The 16,609-nt window shown below is 47.4% G+C and carries 5 protein-coding genes and 2 pseudogenes; 2 read left to right on the top strand and 5 right to left on the bottom strand.

Features of this window, described 5'->3' with window-relative positions; genetic code table 11:
- Positions 1-54: 54 nt before the first annotated feature.
- A complete protein-coding gene (locus I2494_RS07525; RefSeq protein WP_228350880.1) occupies positions 55-5,703 on the bottom strand; it encodes a beta strand repeat-containing protein in 5,649 nt (1,882 codons plus the stop codon).
- 393 nt (positions 5,704-6,096) lie between these two features.
- Positions 6,097-7,401 (bottom strand): annotated as a pseudogene (gene malT / locus I2494_RS07520) (HTH-type transcriptional regulator MalT); the annotation flags it as partial.
- Between the two features lie 378 nt (positions 7,402-7,779).
- Between malT and malP the strand changes: the two are divergent.
- Positions 7,780-10,173: a maltodextrin phosphorylase gene (gene malP, locus I2494_RS07515; protein ID WP_218466446.1), complete on the top strand. Its 2,394-nt coding sequence runs from the start codon at positions 7,780-7,782 to the stop codon at positions 10,171-10,173.
- A gap of 10 nt (positions 10,174-10,183) precedes the next feature.
- Entirely contained in the window at positions 10,184-12,283 is a 2,100-nt protein-coding gene (malQ, locus tag I2494_RS07510) for a 4-alpha-glucanotransferase (RefSeq protein WP_218466445.1), read from the top strand.
- Positions 12,284-12,980: 697 nt separating this feature from the next.
- Here the strand turns inward: malQ and malM are convergent.
- From malM to malK, 3 genes and pseudogenes are all read right to left on the bottom strand, one after another.
- On the bottom strand, positions 12,981-13,907 hold the full coding sequence (gene malM, locus I2494_RS07505) for a maltose operon protein MalM (protein ID WP_218466444.1): 927 nt from the start codon (positions 13,905-13,907) through the stop codon (positions 12,981-12,983).
- 100 nt (positions 13,908-14,007) lie between these two features.
- Positions 14,008-15,273 (bottom strand): maltoporin, encoded by a 1,266-nt coding sequence (locus I2494_RS07500; protein ID WP_218466443.1) that lies wholly within the window; start codon positions 15,271-15,273, stop codon positions 14,008-14,010.
- Between the two features lie 42 nt (positions 15,274-15,315).
- Positions 15,316-16,445 (bottom strand): annotated as a pseudogene (gene malK / locus I2494_RS07495) (maltose/maltodextrin ABC transporter ATP-binding protein MalK).
- Between the last annotated feature and the right edge of the window lie 164 nt (positions 16,446-16,609).

The following is a 16,609-nucleotide window of genomic DNA, read 5'->3' as shown; positions in this document are numbered from 1 at the left end:
ATCTGCCGTATCAGTAAGGGTGAATATGCCATTACCCCGGGCAGCCCCTTCCAGTCAGGTTAAACCGAAGCCTACGTTATAATCCAGACCATTGATAATCCGTCCATCCAAAGTCAGATAATCAACCGGACTGGCGCTACCGTTCAAGTTAAGACTACTGAAATCACCCGTGATACCAGCAGTGGTATGAATAATGGTATATACCGTATCATCCAAAGCGCTGGCACTTCCGACGGTGCTAAAATTGTAGCCGGTAAGGTTCAGAGTCCCATCCAACACGGCTGAACCGGCAGCAATGACCGGTAACAGAGAAGTACCTTTTGCCACATTCAGTGTGGCGCCACTATTTTGGATCAGTTGTAACGTTGAAACACTTAATGACGTATTACTCTCAATCGTTGTTGTCGCGCCACTGGCGGTGGTTAATCCAGCCAGTTGTACATAATCACCGGTATCAAATGTCAAGGTACCTTCATTAACATCCACCCGATTTAAAACAATACCTGTACTGGTTAATTGTGCATTACCTGCACCACTTTTCACTAAATCGCCACTGCCAGTTATCTTATTGGCCAGCGTTCCATCGGCAGCAAAATTAAGTTCAAGGGCACTATTATCGGTAATATCTCCGCTACCGAATGCCCCACTCTGAGTTGCTATCAATTTACCGGTACTAATGGTAGTGCCGCCACTGTAACCATTAAGGCCACTTAGCGTTAGAACACCAGTCCCTGACTTAATCAAACTGCCGGTTCCGTTAATATCTCCACTAAATTGACTGTCTGCGGTGTTGTTGGCTGTCAGCGCTCCGGCCCCTAAAGTGATATGACCACCACCGCTCAAATTATTGGCCTGTTGGGCAAAACCATTGAGATTTAGCGTGGCTCCAGCGGCTACCGCTACATCACCACTGGTAGCAAAAGCATTGGCGATACCCGTTTGCAGCGTACCGGCATTAATCAGCGTGCTGCCGGTATAAGTATTCACAGAGGAGAGTTGCAGCAAACCAAGACCTTCTTTGGTCAGGGTTTTACCGTCCCAGGTGCTGGTAAACGGCCCGGTTTGATCCGCCAGAACCACATCCACATTAAAGCTATCTGCAGTATCGCTGAGAGTGAACAGACCATTGCCCTGTGTTGGGCCAGCCAGCCAGGTCAGGCCAAAACCAACGTTGTAATCCAGACCGTTAACCCCTGAGCTGAGGGTCAGATAATCTACCGAACTGGTCGCACCGCCGAAATCAACGCTGGCAAAATCACCCGTCAGGCTACTCAGAGTATGAATAATGGTTTTTTGGGTTGCCGCCAAATCGCTGGCATTCGCTACTGTGATGCCATCATCAATACCGGTAATATTTAATACACCACCCAGGGTTGCGGTATTGGCTGTAACAATAGGGTTAGCGTTGCCTAGTGCAACACTCATTATGGTTGTATCATTTAAGGCTAATCTGTCAGACAGATTCACTGAGGTGTTGGCAGCAATACCAATGGAAGTATTGTAATTCAGACTCAGATATTGGGCATTAAAGGTATCGCCCTGAGCAAAAACCAATCCCCCGGTATTAAGATCGATTCCTCCCTGACCGGAACCTGAGCCAGCCAGAGTAACGACACCATCCCCTTCCTTAATCAAAAAACCAACACCACTTAGCTTATTGAATAATGTTTCGTTATTGTCGCTCTCCAATCTTAATGAGCTATGGTTATCTATTTCGCCACTACCCGCGGCATTCATATTGGACAGCGCAAGGATGCCATTTTCAATGACCGTTCCACCGGTGTAACTATTGACTCCACTCAATGAAAAATTATTTGATCCCGTTTTAATCAGGCTGCCGGTACCAATAATATTCCCTTCAAATATTGACCCTATAGTGATATTGGCTGTTAGTGTTGCGCTACCTAAATCGATCTGCCCGGCACCAAAGAGATTATTAGCCTGTTGATCAAAATCATTCAGATCCAATGTTGCACCATTGGCAATACTTACTCTGGAACTGGTGGCAAAGGCATTCTCAATTCCGGTTTGCAATGTTCCACCACGGAGCAAAGTTGCTCCGGTGTAGGTATTTACCGCAGAGAGTAAAAGTGTGCCATCCCCCTCTTTGGTCAGGCTGTTACCATCCCAACCGCTGGTAAATGGGCCGCTCTGATCTGCCAGAACCACATCTACATTAAAGATGTCATCACTATTAGTCAGGGTAAAGGTACCATTCCCCAATGCCGGCCCTGCCAGCCAGGTCAGACCATAACCAATATCGTAATCAAGCCCATCACTACTCTTAAAACCACTAATCGTCAGATAGTCATATTCACTGGTAGCACTACCGACATTAATCGTGCTGAAATTACCGGTAATTCCACCGGTAGTATGAATCATCGTAGTGGTACTGTTGGCCAGTGCACTGGCGCTGGTTGGTGTAATTGCTGAATCAATACCTTCGACATTCAGCGTGCCGTCAAGTACTGCTGTATTGGCAGTAATGACGGGTTCATTTACTCCCAGAGTGACGTTTAATGTAGAACCTGAACTTTGGGTGAAGACGCCACTAATATTCAGGGTTGAATTGTCATTCAACGTGGTTGTCGCACCGGATGCCGTTGTCAGGCTGGCAGCATTAAAATCACCCGACTGTGAAAAAATTAATGAGCCAGCATTAACGGCCACATTCCCCTGAGAAGAATCCGCCGCACTTAATGTCAGTGAACCACCACCCAGCTTAGTTAACGAGCCAGTACCGGATAGCACGCCGGCATAAGTGATATCATCCGAACGGTTAAAACTCAGCGCATCGTTATTGACAATATTGCCCGTAATACTGCCGCTGCTACCACCGGAACCAATTTGTAACGTGCCGCCACTAATTAATGTGGAGCCGGTAAAGGTGTTATCACCGGTCAGAATCAGTGTGGTTGCAGCAGAATTTTTCTCCAGTGTTCCACTACCGCTGACGATTCCGGCATAGGTTAAATCGGCACTATTGGTAAAAATCAGGCTGCCATTGTCGGTGATATCACCGGCATAGCTTCCGGTTCCGTCAATGGTCAAAGAGGAACCACTGTTGATGGTCATATCACCGGTGTAAGTATTATTGCCCGTCAGGGTAAGCCCTGTGCTATTGCCATTATCGATGGTGACTGAACCACTACTGCCTATCAGGCCAACTGCAAACACTGATTCCGTATTACCTCTGAGGGTCAGATTACCGCCGTTGATATTCAGCGTTGCACCGGTGATACCGTTATTATTGGTCAACAGAGAGACAATATGTGTCTTACCATTCAAATCAACCACGCTGTTATTGGCTCGATACCATAGGCTCTTTCCTGCCCCTAATACATTATCGGCCCCCAGAATCAGTGTACCGCCGTCAATGTAGGTATTGCCGGTGTAACTATTGCTGCTGTTATTTAACGTGATACTGGTACCGGCATTAATAGCAAGATCGCCATCTCCGGTAATCAGAGCATGCAGCTCATCCGCGCCACTTGGTGTGGTAGCATCGTTAGATAAAGTCGTAGTAAAACCGCTTAACAGTTGCAATCCTGTCAACGCATAATGGCTATATAGCCCGGTAGCATCACTCCCAAGAGAAATAGCATAGCTACCAATCGCTACCGTATCTCCCCCTTGCTGTATATTGGCTGTGTCCACAATAGCGTTATTAGATAAGTCCGTCAGCGTCAAACCTGATGTGTCTCCGGTTACACTACCGGCGGTAATCAGGCGAAAGTTAGCCCCTTCGTCCTGTTGTAAAATATTGACGGTGCTATTAACAATATTGTCAGGGCTGACGGCTATTGTCCCGCTTCCTAATGTCAAGATATCGGTACTAATCACGCCGGTCGGCAGGTTTTCAAAACGCAAGGTGCCGCCATTAAACACCACGCCACCAACAGTTTGGGTTCCGCTGCCAACAATAACGGTACTGCCGGTATCAAGCTGTAATGTGGCATCAGTCAACGCAACCGTATTATTACCTGACAGCGTAAATGTGCTGTTACCCAGTTGAACGGTACCGGCAAACAGATTTCCTGTTCCACTACCAAACTGGAAAGTATTGGTTTTATCCAGTAATGAAACTAACAGTGTGCCATTACCGGCTAAACCGTTATTGAACTGGTAATTACCCAATGAAGGAGAGTCAACAAACAATGTTCCTGCAGAATCAATCGTGACGGCAGAACTGCCGATCGAACCTGCATTGGTTAAACGTAATACACCCCCGGACACTTTAGTACCACCGGTATGTGTACTTGTTCCTGTCAGAGTAAAAGTACCCGCCCCCGTTTTGGTCAGTAACCCGACGCCACTAAACGCATTATCAGTAGCAATATCAAATCCATTAGAGTCAACCGTACCTCCACCGCTCAACAAGGCTAATCCTGTCGCACTAAAACCGCTGATAAAGGTGTTATTACCGGCGAGAGCTTTTAGTGTCCCGCCGTCAAGATTGACCTGACCGGAACCAGTACCTGATAGCGTATTGGTTAATACTGTACCCGCGTTGCTGACATTCAGTGTTCCTGCGCCTGAAGTACCTACGCTGGTTGCCACTCGTGATTTTAGCGTTGAGCCAGCACCACTCACTGTCAGGGCGCTGCCATTACTGATTTGCGTGCTGGAATCTTCAACTGTATTTCCACCATTAATCAATAATGATCCACCGGTCACTTGAATATTTGAGCTTACATCACCGGTGAGATTGACATTGCCAGCCAAAGTTAAGCTGCCAGTATTTTGTTTTAGCAGAGAGCCGGTACCGGTGATAGTTCCCGAGTAAATATCATTAGCCGTATTATTGACTGTCAGGGTGGTGCTGTTATTCGCACCCATGGTTATTGCGCCACCAGCACTGCCGTTAAGATTTTTCAGCGTCTGGTTTAACCCATTCAAGTCAAAAGTACCGCCATTAACCTGCAAGCCACTGCTGGCGGCAATCATATTGGCAATACCCGCCTGCAGGACACCATTGTTAACAGTAGTACCGCCTGTAATGGTCTGGACTTTTGTCAGGGTAGTTGTTCCTGAGCCTGACTGCGCTAATGCACCGGTACCACTGACAACGCCGGTATAAGCAGAATTATCACTACGGTTAAACACCACGGTGCCGCTATCCGCAATGTTACTGGTGATATTGCCACCGGTGGCGCTCCCATTGTCTCCAATCTGGAGTATGCCGCTGCTGCCCGATACATTAACCGGGCCGGTATAATTCCCCTGACCGGTAACCGTTAAAGTACCGCCATTATTTTTCACCAGGCTGGTATTCGTACCAGAGAGAATCCCACTGGCATCGACAATCAGCGAATTTTGCCCGGTTCCGTCAAACTGAATCGCCGTAGTGCCATTACCACTGGCATTCAGAGTCCCTGTAAGTTGTAGCGACACATCATTATTGGTGGTGTTTTTGATATTACCGTTAAGCTGTGCCCCGCTGCCAATAGCCAGTTGACCACCGCTTAGCGTCCAGTTTTGTGTGCCGGTATTGGTTAAAGTCCATTTGCTGTTTTCCTGTTTATCAAACAGAACAAAGTGACGGTATTGGGTTGAGTTACCAATCAAAGAAAGGTTAAAGCTGTCAGAACCGGTGTTGCCCCCCAGTGCCAGCAAATCGTTGCCACCGGCGGCATCAACAAAACCGATAATAATTGAGCCGGGTTCCAGGATCAGGGTATCTGCGGTGCTTGACCAAAACATCGCCCCCTGACCTGATGTATTTTGAATAGTACCGCCATTACGCACGGTAATCGCCGCGTTAGCGTTGATGGCCCAGTCAGAACCACCGGCAGCCGTTGAAATTAACCCCCGGTTGATAATATTGGCAGTGCCGTACAACTGCATGGTTCGGGCGAGTGAACTGATGGTACCGCCCGCTTCATTGGTAATATTTATGGTGCCTGAATTGTTCCAGATAGCGTAGTTATTACCGGTGGATATATTGCCGTAGTTATCGATAGTGGTGTTGCTGCCGGCAATATCCAACGGGATACCGCTAACGGAAGAGATAGTCGCACCAGCACTATTATTAATTATATAAGTGCCTGTTCCTGTTAAATTTAGCGTCTCACTATTAACAGAGCTGATGGTGCCCGCATTATTCAGTATCAGATTAACTTCTGCATGGCGATGCTGACCCTGAGCTAACCAGGCCTGTAACAAGATGAGTTTAGGTTTTTCAATCAGATAATCATAAGGCAGTGCATTGATGCACTCTTCCAACAGTTCCAGCTCACCATGATTAAACAGTGACCAGGCATGTTGCAGTAAAATATCACGCAATAATTCAAGATTATTAGCGCTCAGCGCATGATAGATAGCTTCACCAGAATAGCCCATACTCAGCCATCCTTGTGCCGCCGCTTTATGGATTTCCGGGAGTTCCTGAGCCAGTTCATTTTGGCTACGCTGATGTAAAAAACTGGCAAATAAAGGATGAAAACTAAACCATTCTCCCCGATCGTCCATACGTTGAATAAACAAGCCCTGACGCTCCGTTTCCTCCAATCGCGCCTGGCTTCTTTCTTCTCCGGTGATGCAGGTAATCAGCTCTGCATTCATGGAGCGCAGTACCGAACAACGCAGCAGAAATGAACGCGTTACCACATCGGTACGATCGAGTACTTCATCCACCAGATAATCATATAAATAGCGTATATTAAGCCCTGAAAGGCGTTTTGCTGATTGCTTAACTGAATGGCCGGATTGATGAGTCGATAAAGCTATTAATTGCAGTGCCGTTGCCCAACCAGCTACTTCATCACACAGCCGATGCGACTCTTCTGCCGATACCGGTGCTTCAAGGCGACGATCGAAAAAGTCTTTAGCTTCATCATGAGTAAACGCCAAGTGCTGGCTATCAATCTCCAGCAGTTGACCATGTACCCGTAGTTTGGCAATTCCCAGTGCAGGAAGATTGCGCGACAAGATAACCAAAGTCAGATTTTCTGGCTGATGTTGTAAAAAGAAGCGCATCCCATCATGAATGACGTCATTAGTGATCAAATGATAGTCATCAATCACCAAATACAGTGGTTGCTGCCATTCGGATAGTTCAACAAACAGCTGGGCAAATAGTGCCGTAATACTGGTGTATTGATGTTTTTGCGTAAGAGTTTCACTTTTCTCACAGTGACCATTGGTTGCCTGTTGCACTGCGGAAACTAAATAGCTGGCAAAGCGTTGTGGTTGATTATCGCTTTCATCCAACGAGTACCATCCCAGATAAGGTATCTCTGAAGCCCATTGGGTGACCATGGTAGTCTTTCCATAACCTGCCGGACTGGTTACCAATATCAAACGATAGTCAAATGCATTGGATAACTTATTAAGTAAACGGTCGCGTATCACTACGTGAGATTGTCTTACCGGACGACTGAGCTTCGATGGAATTAGCATATAATCAGACTCGAATCTTAATTAACATACGTAAATACAAATAGTTATAGCACAAATAATTAGCTTTGCACGCCCAGTCTGACACGTCTAACAGTACCACAATATAACCCTAACCTGTGGCTATCTGAAAAGGCCCTGTGTCACAATTCCAACTTTCTGTTTTGATGCTTGTCTGATATCAGTCGCATACTCTGGTTTTATCCGCCCCCTTATCGATAAATTTGACCTTGAGAATATAAAAATCATCGTATGAATATAGTCCGGCTACGCCCCACTCCTCCTCCCCAACTAATCCCCCTCGGGATGATGCTCTCCACCTGCATCAATGACAGCATGAGCGCTACTCTATAATTAACAAAATCAGAGGCCCTACCTACTATGCAAACATTTAATACCGCGCAGTTTCATGACAGTCTGGCCCGTCAATGGCGAAGCTTTGGTCTGCAATCGGCGCAACAGATGACTCAACACCAATGGTGGCAAGCGCTCAGCCGTACATTAAACGAATTACTGCCGCTACAGGCTACCGCTCCGGATACCCGACAACGGCAAGTTAACTATATTTCGATGGAATTCCTGATCGGTCGTTTAACCGGTAATAACCTGCTTAACCTCGGACTCTACCAACAGATAAAAACCGCATTGGCCGACTATAAAGTTGAGCTTACCGATCTGTTAGAGCAAGAAGTGGATCCAGCACTGGGCAACGGTGGTTTGGGTCGTCTGGCGGCCTGTTTTCTGGACTCAATGGCAACCATTAATCAACCAGCCATCAGCTATGGTCTGAATTATCAATATGGCTTGTTTCGTCAATCATTCAAACAAGGGCACCAGCATGAATCCCCTGATAACTGGATGCGTGAACACTACCCCTGGTTTACCCGTAATGAAACGCTGAACGTACAGGTTAACTTTGGCGGTAAGTTGGTTAAAAGTGCCAAAGGCGTTGAACGCTGGGAGCCAGCTTTAACATTAGTTGGTGAAGCCTGGGATCTGCCGGTCGTTGGTTATCAAAACGGTGTCGTACAAACCTTAAGATTATGGCAATCCACCCATAGTGAACCTTTTGACCTGACGCTGTTTAATGATGGTAAATTCCTTCAGTCTGAACGCCTTGGAATTGAAGCGGCCAAGCTGACTAAGGTTCTCTATCCAAACGATAATCACACCGCGGGAAAACGTCTGCGTCTGATGCAGCAATATTTTCAGTGCGCCTGTTCTGTTGCGGATATTCTGCGCCGTCACCACCTGGCAGGTTACAAAATTGAACAACTGGCGGACTATCAGGTTATCCAGTTAAATGACACTCACCCAACCATTGCTATTCCTGAACTGATGCGTATTTTGTTGGACGAACATCAGATGAGCTGGGATAAAGCCTGGGCTATCGTTAGCAAAACCTTTGCTTACACTAACCATACCCTGATGCCAGAAGCCCTTGAATGCTGGAGCGCTTCGCTGATGCAGAGCCTGCTGCCACGTCATTTTGCCATCATTAAGCAAATTGATGCTCACTTTAAGCCGCTGGTAGAGAAAACCTGGCCTAAAGATAAAGCAGTATGGGAAAAACTTTGTGTGGTTCATAACCGTCAGGTGCGCATGGGTAATCTGTGTGTTATCGGTGGTTCAGCGGTAAATGGCGTTGCTGCCCTGCACTCAGAATTGGTGGTGAAAGATCTGTTCCCTGAATACAACCAGTTATGGCCAAACAAATTCCATAATGTCACTAATGGCATCACACCACGTCGTTGGTTAAAGCAATGTAATCCTGCACTGGCATCACTGATTGATGATTCTATTGGTACTGGCTGGGTAACGGATTTAGATCAGTTGAAAAAACTGGAGCCGTTTATTGGTGATGCCGCTTTCCGTCAGCGCTATCAGCAAATCAAAGATAATAACAAGCAACATCTGGCTCGCTATGTGAAACAAGTTACCGGACTGGTCATTAACCCCGGCGCCATATTTGACGTGCAGATAAAGCGGTTGCATGAATACAAGCGTCAGCACCTTAATCTGTTGCATATTCTTTCGCTGTATCGCCAACTTCGTGATAATCCGGCGCTGGATATCCCACCACGGGTGTTCTTGTTCGCGGCTAAAGCTGCTCCGGGCTATTATCTGGCAAAAAATATTATCTATGCCATTAACTGTGTCGCAGAGAAGATCAATAACGATCCGCTGGTTAATCAGAAGCTACAAGTGGTCTTTATTCCTGATTATAAAGTATCGGTGGCTGAGCTGATTATTCCTGCTGCTGATGTGTCTGAGCAGATCTCTACGGCAGGTAAAGAAGCCTCTGGTACCGGCAATATGAAACTGGCACTGAACGGAGCCCTTACCATCGGTACACTGGATGGTGCTAACGTAGAAATTGCTCAGGAAGTCGGAAACGAGAATATCTTTATTTTCGGCCATACCGTTGAGCAAGTGAATGCCTTAAAGGCTTCGGGTTATGATCCGTTAAAATGGCGCAAAAAAGATAAGCATCTGGATGAGATTCTGAAAGAGCTTTCCAGCGGTTTCTTCACTCAGGGTAATAAGCATGCCTTCGATCTGATGTTAAACAGTCTGGGCAGCGGTGGTGACCCGTATCTGGTGCTGGCTGATTTCGCCGACTACTGTGATGCGCAGAAACGTATGGGTGAACACTTTATCGACCGCGACCTCTGGACCAGAACCACGATCCTGAATACCGCTCGTGTTGGTATGTTCAGTTCTGACCGTTCTATCCGTGACTATCAGCAGCGTATTTGGCAGCGCAAAGCATAAGCAGGTGTGTATGAAAAAAAAAGAGTCACTCTTAGATCAAACGGCGGCGGCCGCAGGCATATCAGGCAGTTATCTGAATGCCTATGGCCAGCCAGAGATCATCAGCGATGAGGTGAAACAGCAGTTGCTATCAGCAATGCAGTTCACCCTGCCAAACCATAAAGAGGGGGAGCCACTCCCCCCGGTAATTGTGCTACAGCAAAACAATGCGTTCTCCTTACCACTGACTTTTGAAGCTCAGTGGCAGCTTGTACTGGAGCAAGGAGAATTACAGCAGGGTAACGTGCTGAAAGGTAAACCATTAAAGCTACCGGCTGATTTGCCCTGTGGTTACCATCAATTAACCCTGACTCAAGGCCAACAACAATGGCACTGTCAGGTGATTGTGGCACCGGTACGCTGTTATGAGCCAGAACCACTGCATCACCATCAAAAACTGTGGGGAACCTGCGTGCAGATGTATACCCTACGCTCAGATCGTAACTGGGGGATTGGTGATTTTGGTGATGTTCAACAACTGCTAAAAAGTATCGCTGAACGAGGTGGCTCTTTTGTTGGTCTGAATCCGATTCATGCCCTGTATCCAGCCAATCCTGAGTTTTGTAGCCCTTATAGTCCTTCTTCCCGTCGTTGGTTAAATATTATTTATATTGATATCAATCAGGTGGATGATTTTCATCACAGTGCTAAGGCGCAAAAATGGTGGCAGCAAGCAGCTACTCAGAAAAAGTTAGCTGAGCTGCGTAAGGTAGAGTGGGTTGATTATACCGGTGTGATGTCATTGAAACTGGCAGCATTGAAATTAGCCTGGCAGCAATTTGCCACTCGCCCGGAAAGAGATAAGTCACAGCTGGAGTTCAATGAATTCGTTGCTCAGGGTGGTGACGACCTGCGTTATCAGGCAATTTTTGATGCCTTATCGGTTCATTTAGTACAGGCAGGACATTCCTGGCAGTGGTATCAGTGGCCGATTGGTTATCAGGATAGCCGAAATCCGGAGGTCAGTCAGTTTGCTCAGGAGCATGCATCTGAAGTGGCATTCTATCTGTGGCTACAGTGGTTGGCTCACCAGCAGTTAAGTGAGTGCTATCGTCTTTCCCGTAAGCTGAAGATGTCGATTGGCTTATATCGTGACCTGGCAGTCGGCGTAGCTCAGGAGAGCGCCGATGCATGGAAAGATCGTTCTCTGTATTGTTTTAGCGCTTCAGTCGGGGCACCACCGGATATTCTTGGCCCACTGGGACAAAACTGGGCACTACCCCCAATGAGACCGCATGTGATGGTGGAACGTGCCTATCAGCCATTTATTGACCTGTTGCGAGGCAATATGACTCAGTGCGGTGCATTACGTATCGACCATGTGATGTCATTATTGCGTTTGTGGTGGATCCCTCAAGGGGAGAGCGCGAAAAACGGCGCTTATGTACATTATCCGGTAGATGATCTATTAGCAATTCTGGCGCTGGAAAGTCAGCGTCACCAGTGTATGGTCATCGGCGAAGATCTGGGCATCGTACCTAAAGATATTGTCAGTAAATTAAGTACCTGTGGCGTTTACTCCTACAAGATTCTGTTTTTTGAACAAGATGAGCAGAGTCAGTTAACGCCACCGGAAGACTATCTGCCACAGGCAATGGCGACAGCAACGACCCATGATATGCCCACGCTGAAAGGTTACTGGCAGTGTGGTGATTTAGCACTGGGTAAGCAGTTAGGCCTCTACCCTAACCCACTGGCTCTGGCGAAAATCTATCAGGAACGCGAACTCACCAAACAGGGTATTCTGAACAGTTTGCATCGTTATTACTGTGTACCGAAAAGTATGCGTAAGACGGTGAAGGATATGCCCATGTCTCCGGAGCTTAATCGCGGTATATTGCGTTATTTAGCACTGACGGAGAGTGCTCTGGTGGGTATTCAGTTAGAAGATTTACTGGATATGTCGGAACCGGTGAACGTACCTGGCACCTATAAGGAATATCCAAACTGGCGCCGTAAACTGACAGACTCGCTGGAAAATATGTTTGCTGATTCGTCGATACGCCGTTTGCTGAGTGATTTGAATAGCAAGAGGTTGTTGGCGGCTAGCCGTAAGCCGAAGCAGAAATAGCCGTAGGCGAATAATGAACATAAGGGGCCATCATTTGATGGCCCGTAATATTATAAAAGTATTCAATTAGGGTTTGGGGATATTCCGGCCGTAAAAACCAATGTGTTCATATCTCCGTTGTGCTCGGCCGGAAGACCGTTTGTACTTGAGTCTTGAGTGCGTTGGGCCTAGTGTGCCTACGGGCAGTTATGAAACACCTTGCGGTGTTTCACCCTGACGGGCCAGCGCTAGCGCTGTTCAAACAGGCTTTGCCTGTTTGTCGTTGGCTTGCGCCAAGTCGCCCCCCACGGCACCCTCTCCCAACGATTAGCTTTATTTAAAAGATCAAACCAAAACCAAAGAATTATTTAGGAGCAACGTCCCTGAATACTAACCAATCTTTTAGTCTTTTCTTTTGATCTTAATCTTTTGACTTTTAAGAGCACTGGAATTCAGCCGACAACTGAATGAGGGTAGCACGCAGAACATGGATGTTCTGCGAGGCGCAGCGACGTAGGGAGCGGCTCTGCGCCGGTGCGTAAGCCCGAATGAAGGCGGAGGGAAGTCGCCTAAGCGACCTGGATTCGTGTGCGAAGGCGCGGAGGTGCAGGAGGCGTTCGCCTTAACGCCTCTTGCTCGACCGCCGCACATTAGTCTGGTAAAACATCGTTCTATTTGCGGGCGAAACCCTCTCAAAACCTAATAATCAAAAGATTACTTATTTCTTCGCCTTAACACTCCCAACAAACGTCTCTCTCGCCGTTGTCGATCCCAATCTCTCTGCTTCATCCAGCAACTTCAGCGCTTTATCAATATCCCCCTGCTTCACCGCAGTACGAATACTCTGATTAAAGTACTCTTCGGTATCCGTCAGCACTTTTTCCGGTGCGGCATGAGCTTTTGCTGCCGGAGCCGCTGCTGGCGCAGGAATAACCGCGGTTGCCGCAGTATCTGATGAAGAGGTTGGCATCAACTGACCAATCATTACGTTGCCGTTTTGCTGGTCAGATTTCACAACAACCTTCAGCGTACCTTGCTCACTGTGTTGAGCGATTGGGTCCGGAATATCCGGTACCGCATTCCCCACGCCCTTCGCATAAGCTTTGGCTGGAGCTGTTAATTTGGTGGTTTGTTGCAGGTCTTTATTCGTGGTGTACACCAGCATATAGATCTGCTGTTGGCCTAAAGCCGGAGTCAGGCGTAAGGTACCTTGCAGGCGATCAGTATCCATAACTTCAGGCCCCGCATAAGCAAATCGCTCACTGGGATAATACGCAGCCGGGCGCATTTGCTCATCCAATACTAAAACGTTTGGTGCATACACACTTTTATTGTCTACCAGGCTGGATAAGGTTATTTCCAACGTGCCGCGGTTAGCCGGCAATGCAATAGTTGCAACAGCACCACGAATATCACCCTGAGACAGTTGAGGTGAACTCGCATCCAGTTTGATAGTTTGAGTGGTTGGTGGAACCAGCGGCTGCCATGGCAACTGCTGCAGCTTACTGCCAGAAAGTGTAGGAGCGGTTGTCACGCTCTCCGGGGCCTGAACGTTATCACTGAACAGCGATACCGCCTGAGCCTGACCGACCATGCCGCTGCCAAGTGCCAGAGCTAAACATAAGGCCAGATATTTGTTATTCATTATTTTTCCCTCTGAAAGTAGCAAATTACTCATACAACAGAAAAATGACAGGCGTTGAATAGTCAGCCATTCACGCCTGTCATTGGGACATCAGATGTTATTACCACCAGGCTTCGAATTGAACGCCGAAGGAGAACTCATCATCATTTCCACGGCTGTAGGTTTTGGTTGCGGTATCATTAGTTGCAACACCGTCGTTATATCCCCACTTCTCATCCCAATTTGCATAGGTACCAAATACGCGAATGGCCGGACGAGACCAAATGCTGTTACCTGCTTGCCATTGTTGTGCCAGCGTAATTTTATACTGACTGTTACGATCGCCAGTATTCTGAGCCTTCACATTATCATAGCCTGCTTCCAACAATGTGCTCATAATTGGTGTCCATTTGTACATTGGACGCACACCAACGGTGTACCAGGTTGAGCCATTGTTGTTATCAAGATCGGTGTCCTGATACATAGCTACGTACATCAGATCCCAATCCTGCGCCAGAGAAATGGCACCGTGATCCAATACGCGAACCATACTACCATTATTATTTACGCTGGCGCCCTGAGAGTGGCCGGTATTCCAGGAAGTCATTGAATCTGTTGCATATTGAACAACAAACTTGTTAAAACCACCTAACATACTTTGCGTATGCTCTGCGGTAAACATGGCGCCATCTTTCGAAGCGTCATCAGCTAAAGAATAACCATCACGAGCGTTGGCACGGCCATAGTCCACACCCAGCTCCAGTACGCCATCCGGGTTGGTATTCAGGTTGGCTAAACGAATGTCAAACACATCGTTAGAGGTTGGAACCTCATCAGCCTGTCCATCAATCCAACCGTGAGAACCACCCGCTTCAGTATCACGGGTAACTGCCATCGATAATTTACCAAAGCCCAGATCGATATTTTCCAGACCTGCTCCCGGACCAGAAATATCCCAGTAGTAAAAGTCGATCATATGAACATCGTGACGCTGGTAGAAACGCTTACCGGCCCACATGGTTGAACCTGATAACCAGTCGATCAGGTTTTCACCTTTCACGTTAATTTCACGGAATGCCGGGTCAGTTGCTTCCCAGTCGTTTGCCTGATCGATTGAGTAGGCAACGTTGGTGTCCAGATAAAACTTCTTGTCGCCTTCTTGCCATAATTGTTGCCCTAACTTCAGTTCTGCGTAGGTTTCACATTCGTTACCTAAACGGTACTTACTTTGTGCACCCGTTGCCTGAAAGCATTGTTGGTCACCACCATCCCCTGACCAACCAATACCAGAACGAGCATAACCATGAAAATCAACAGCCAGTGCCTGAGTTGCAAAAACGCCTGCTGCAACGGCTAAAGAAAGTTGTAATTTGCGGGACACGACCATCGTAGTTCTCCTATGATGCCACCAGGTGGCTTATATGTTTATTTAAACGCCCAGCTCTCTGTGTAACCGTTGACAGGCCCTGCCATCGCTGTGGAATAGATGACAGCGTTGTGGAATAGATGACAGCGTTGTGGCGGTAAACCAATGGCAAAGGTGGAGCCTTCTTTTACCAGAACAACGTCGTTCTGACGGTAAATCAGGTTTTGTCTGATCGACGGAATTTGGATATGGATCTGTGTTTCATTGCCTAACTGCTCTACTACCTGTACTTCTCCCTCCAGCGTGACATCTGCGATCTCACTGGTTGTTAAATGTTCAGGCCGGACCCCCAGAGACATATTGGTTCCCACCTGAACTCCCTGACTGTCTACGGGCAGCCATACTAGCTGCCCGTTTGGTAATGCAATTTGTACTTGTTCAATGGCGGTGGCGGTCACTTTCACCGGCAGGAAATTCATTTTTGGTGAACCAATAAAACCCGCGACAAAGCGATTCGCCGGATAGTGATAAAGTTCCAGCGGTTTACCCACCTGAGCAATATGCCCGGCATCCAGCACCACGATTTTGTCCGCCAGTGTCATTGCCTCCACTTGATCGTGAGTAACGTAAATCATGGTGCGCTTGAGGCGATTATGCAGACGGGAAATTTCGATACGCATCTGAACCCGCAAAGCGGCATCCAGATTAGAGAGGGGTTCATCCAGCAGAAAAACTTCCGGTTCCGCCACCAGCGTACGACCAATCGCCACTCGCTGACGTTGCCCTCCCGACAGCTCTTTTGGTCGACGATCCAGCATATGGCCCAGTTGCAGCATCTCTGCAACCTGAGCAACCCGGTGTTTAATTTCGCTTTTAGGTGCCTTGGCCAGCTTTAGACCAAAAGACATGTTGTCAGCCACCGACAGATGCGGATACAGCGCATACGACTGGAAAACCATTCCAATTCCTCGCTGTGCCGGAGGTACTTCATTCATTCTTTTACCGTTGATGGTCAGTTCGCCGGAGGTGATATCTTCCAGACCAGCAATCATGCGCAGCAAAGTAGATTTGCCACAGCCCGATGGGCCTACAAATACGACGAACTCACCATCATCGATTTCAAGATTAATGTCCCTGGAAATGACAACATCACCGAACGCCTTACTTACATTGCTTAGCGTGACATTGGCCATAATTAGCTCCTCTCTGTTTGTCGGTTTCTGTGGTCATACTCAACCAACCGATAAATTGGTATGGCTGCGATATTGCATAAAAAATCGCAAGCACAAATCATCCACCGAAAGGTTTTTTATGGGGGGAGGAGGTGGGAGGATGAGAGAAACAGAAGGGAGATGAA

The organism is Limnobaculum allomyrinae, from assembly GCF_016649425.1.
GTDB lineage: Bacteria > Pseudomonadota > Gammaproteobacteria > Enterobacterales > Enterobacteriaceae > Limnobaculum > Limnobaculum allomyrinae.
Note: the sequence above shows the minus strand (reverse complement) of the source record. Positions and strands in the feature narration are given on the sequence as shown.

Coding starts and splice junctions, on each gene's coding strand:
- I2494_RS07525 (WP_228350880.1), bottom strand. CDS start 5,703: ATGTTTTGGTCAAGCACCGCAGATACCCTGATCCTGGAACCCGGCTCA.
- malM (WP_218466444.1), bottom strand. CDS start 13,907: ATGAATAACAAATATCTGGCCTTATGTTTAGCTCTGGCACTTGGCAGC.
- I2494_RS07500 (WP_218466443.1), bottom strand. CDS start 15,273: ATGGTCGTGTCCCGCAAATTACAACTTTCTTTAGCCGTTGCAGCAGGC.
- malQ (WP_218466445.1), top strand. CDS start 10,184: ATGAAAAAAAAAGAGTCACTCTTAGATCAAACGGCGGCGGCCGCAGGC.
- malP (WP_218466446.1), top strand. CDS start 7,780: ATGCAAACATTTAATACCGCGCAGTTTCATGACAGTCTGGCCCGTCAA.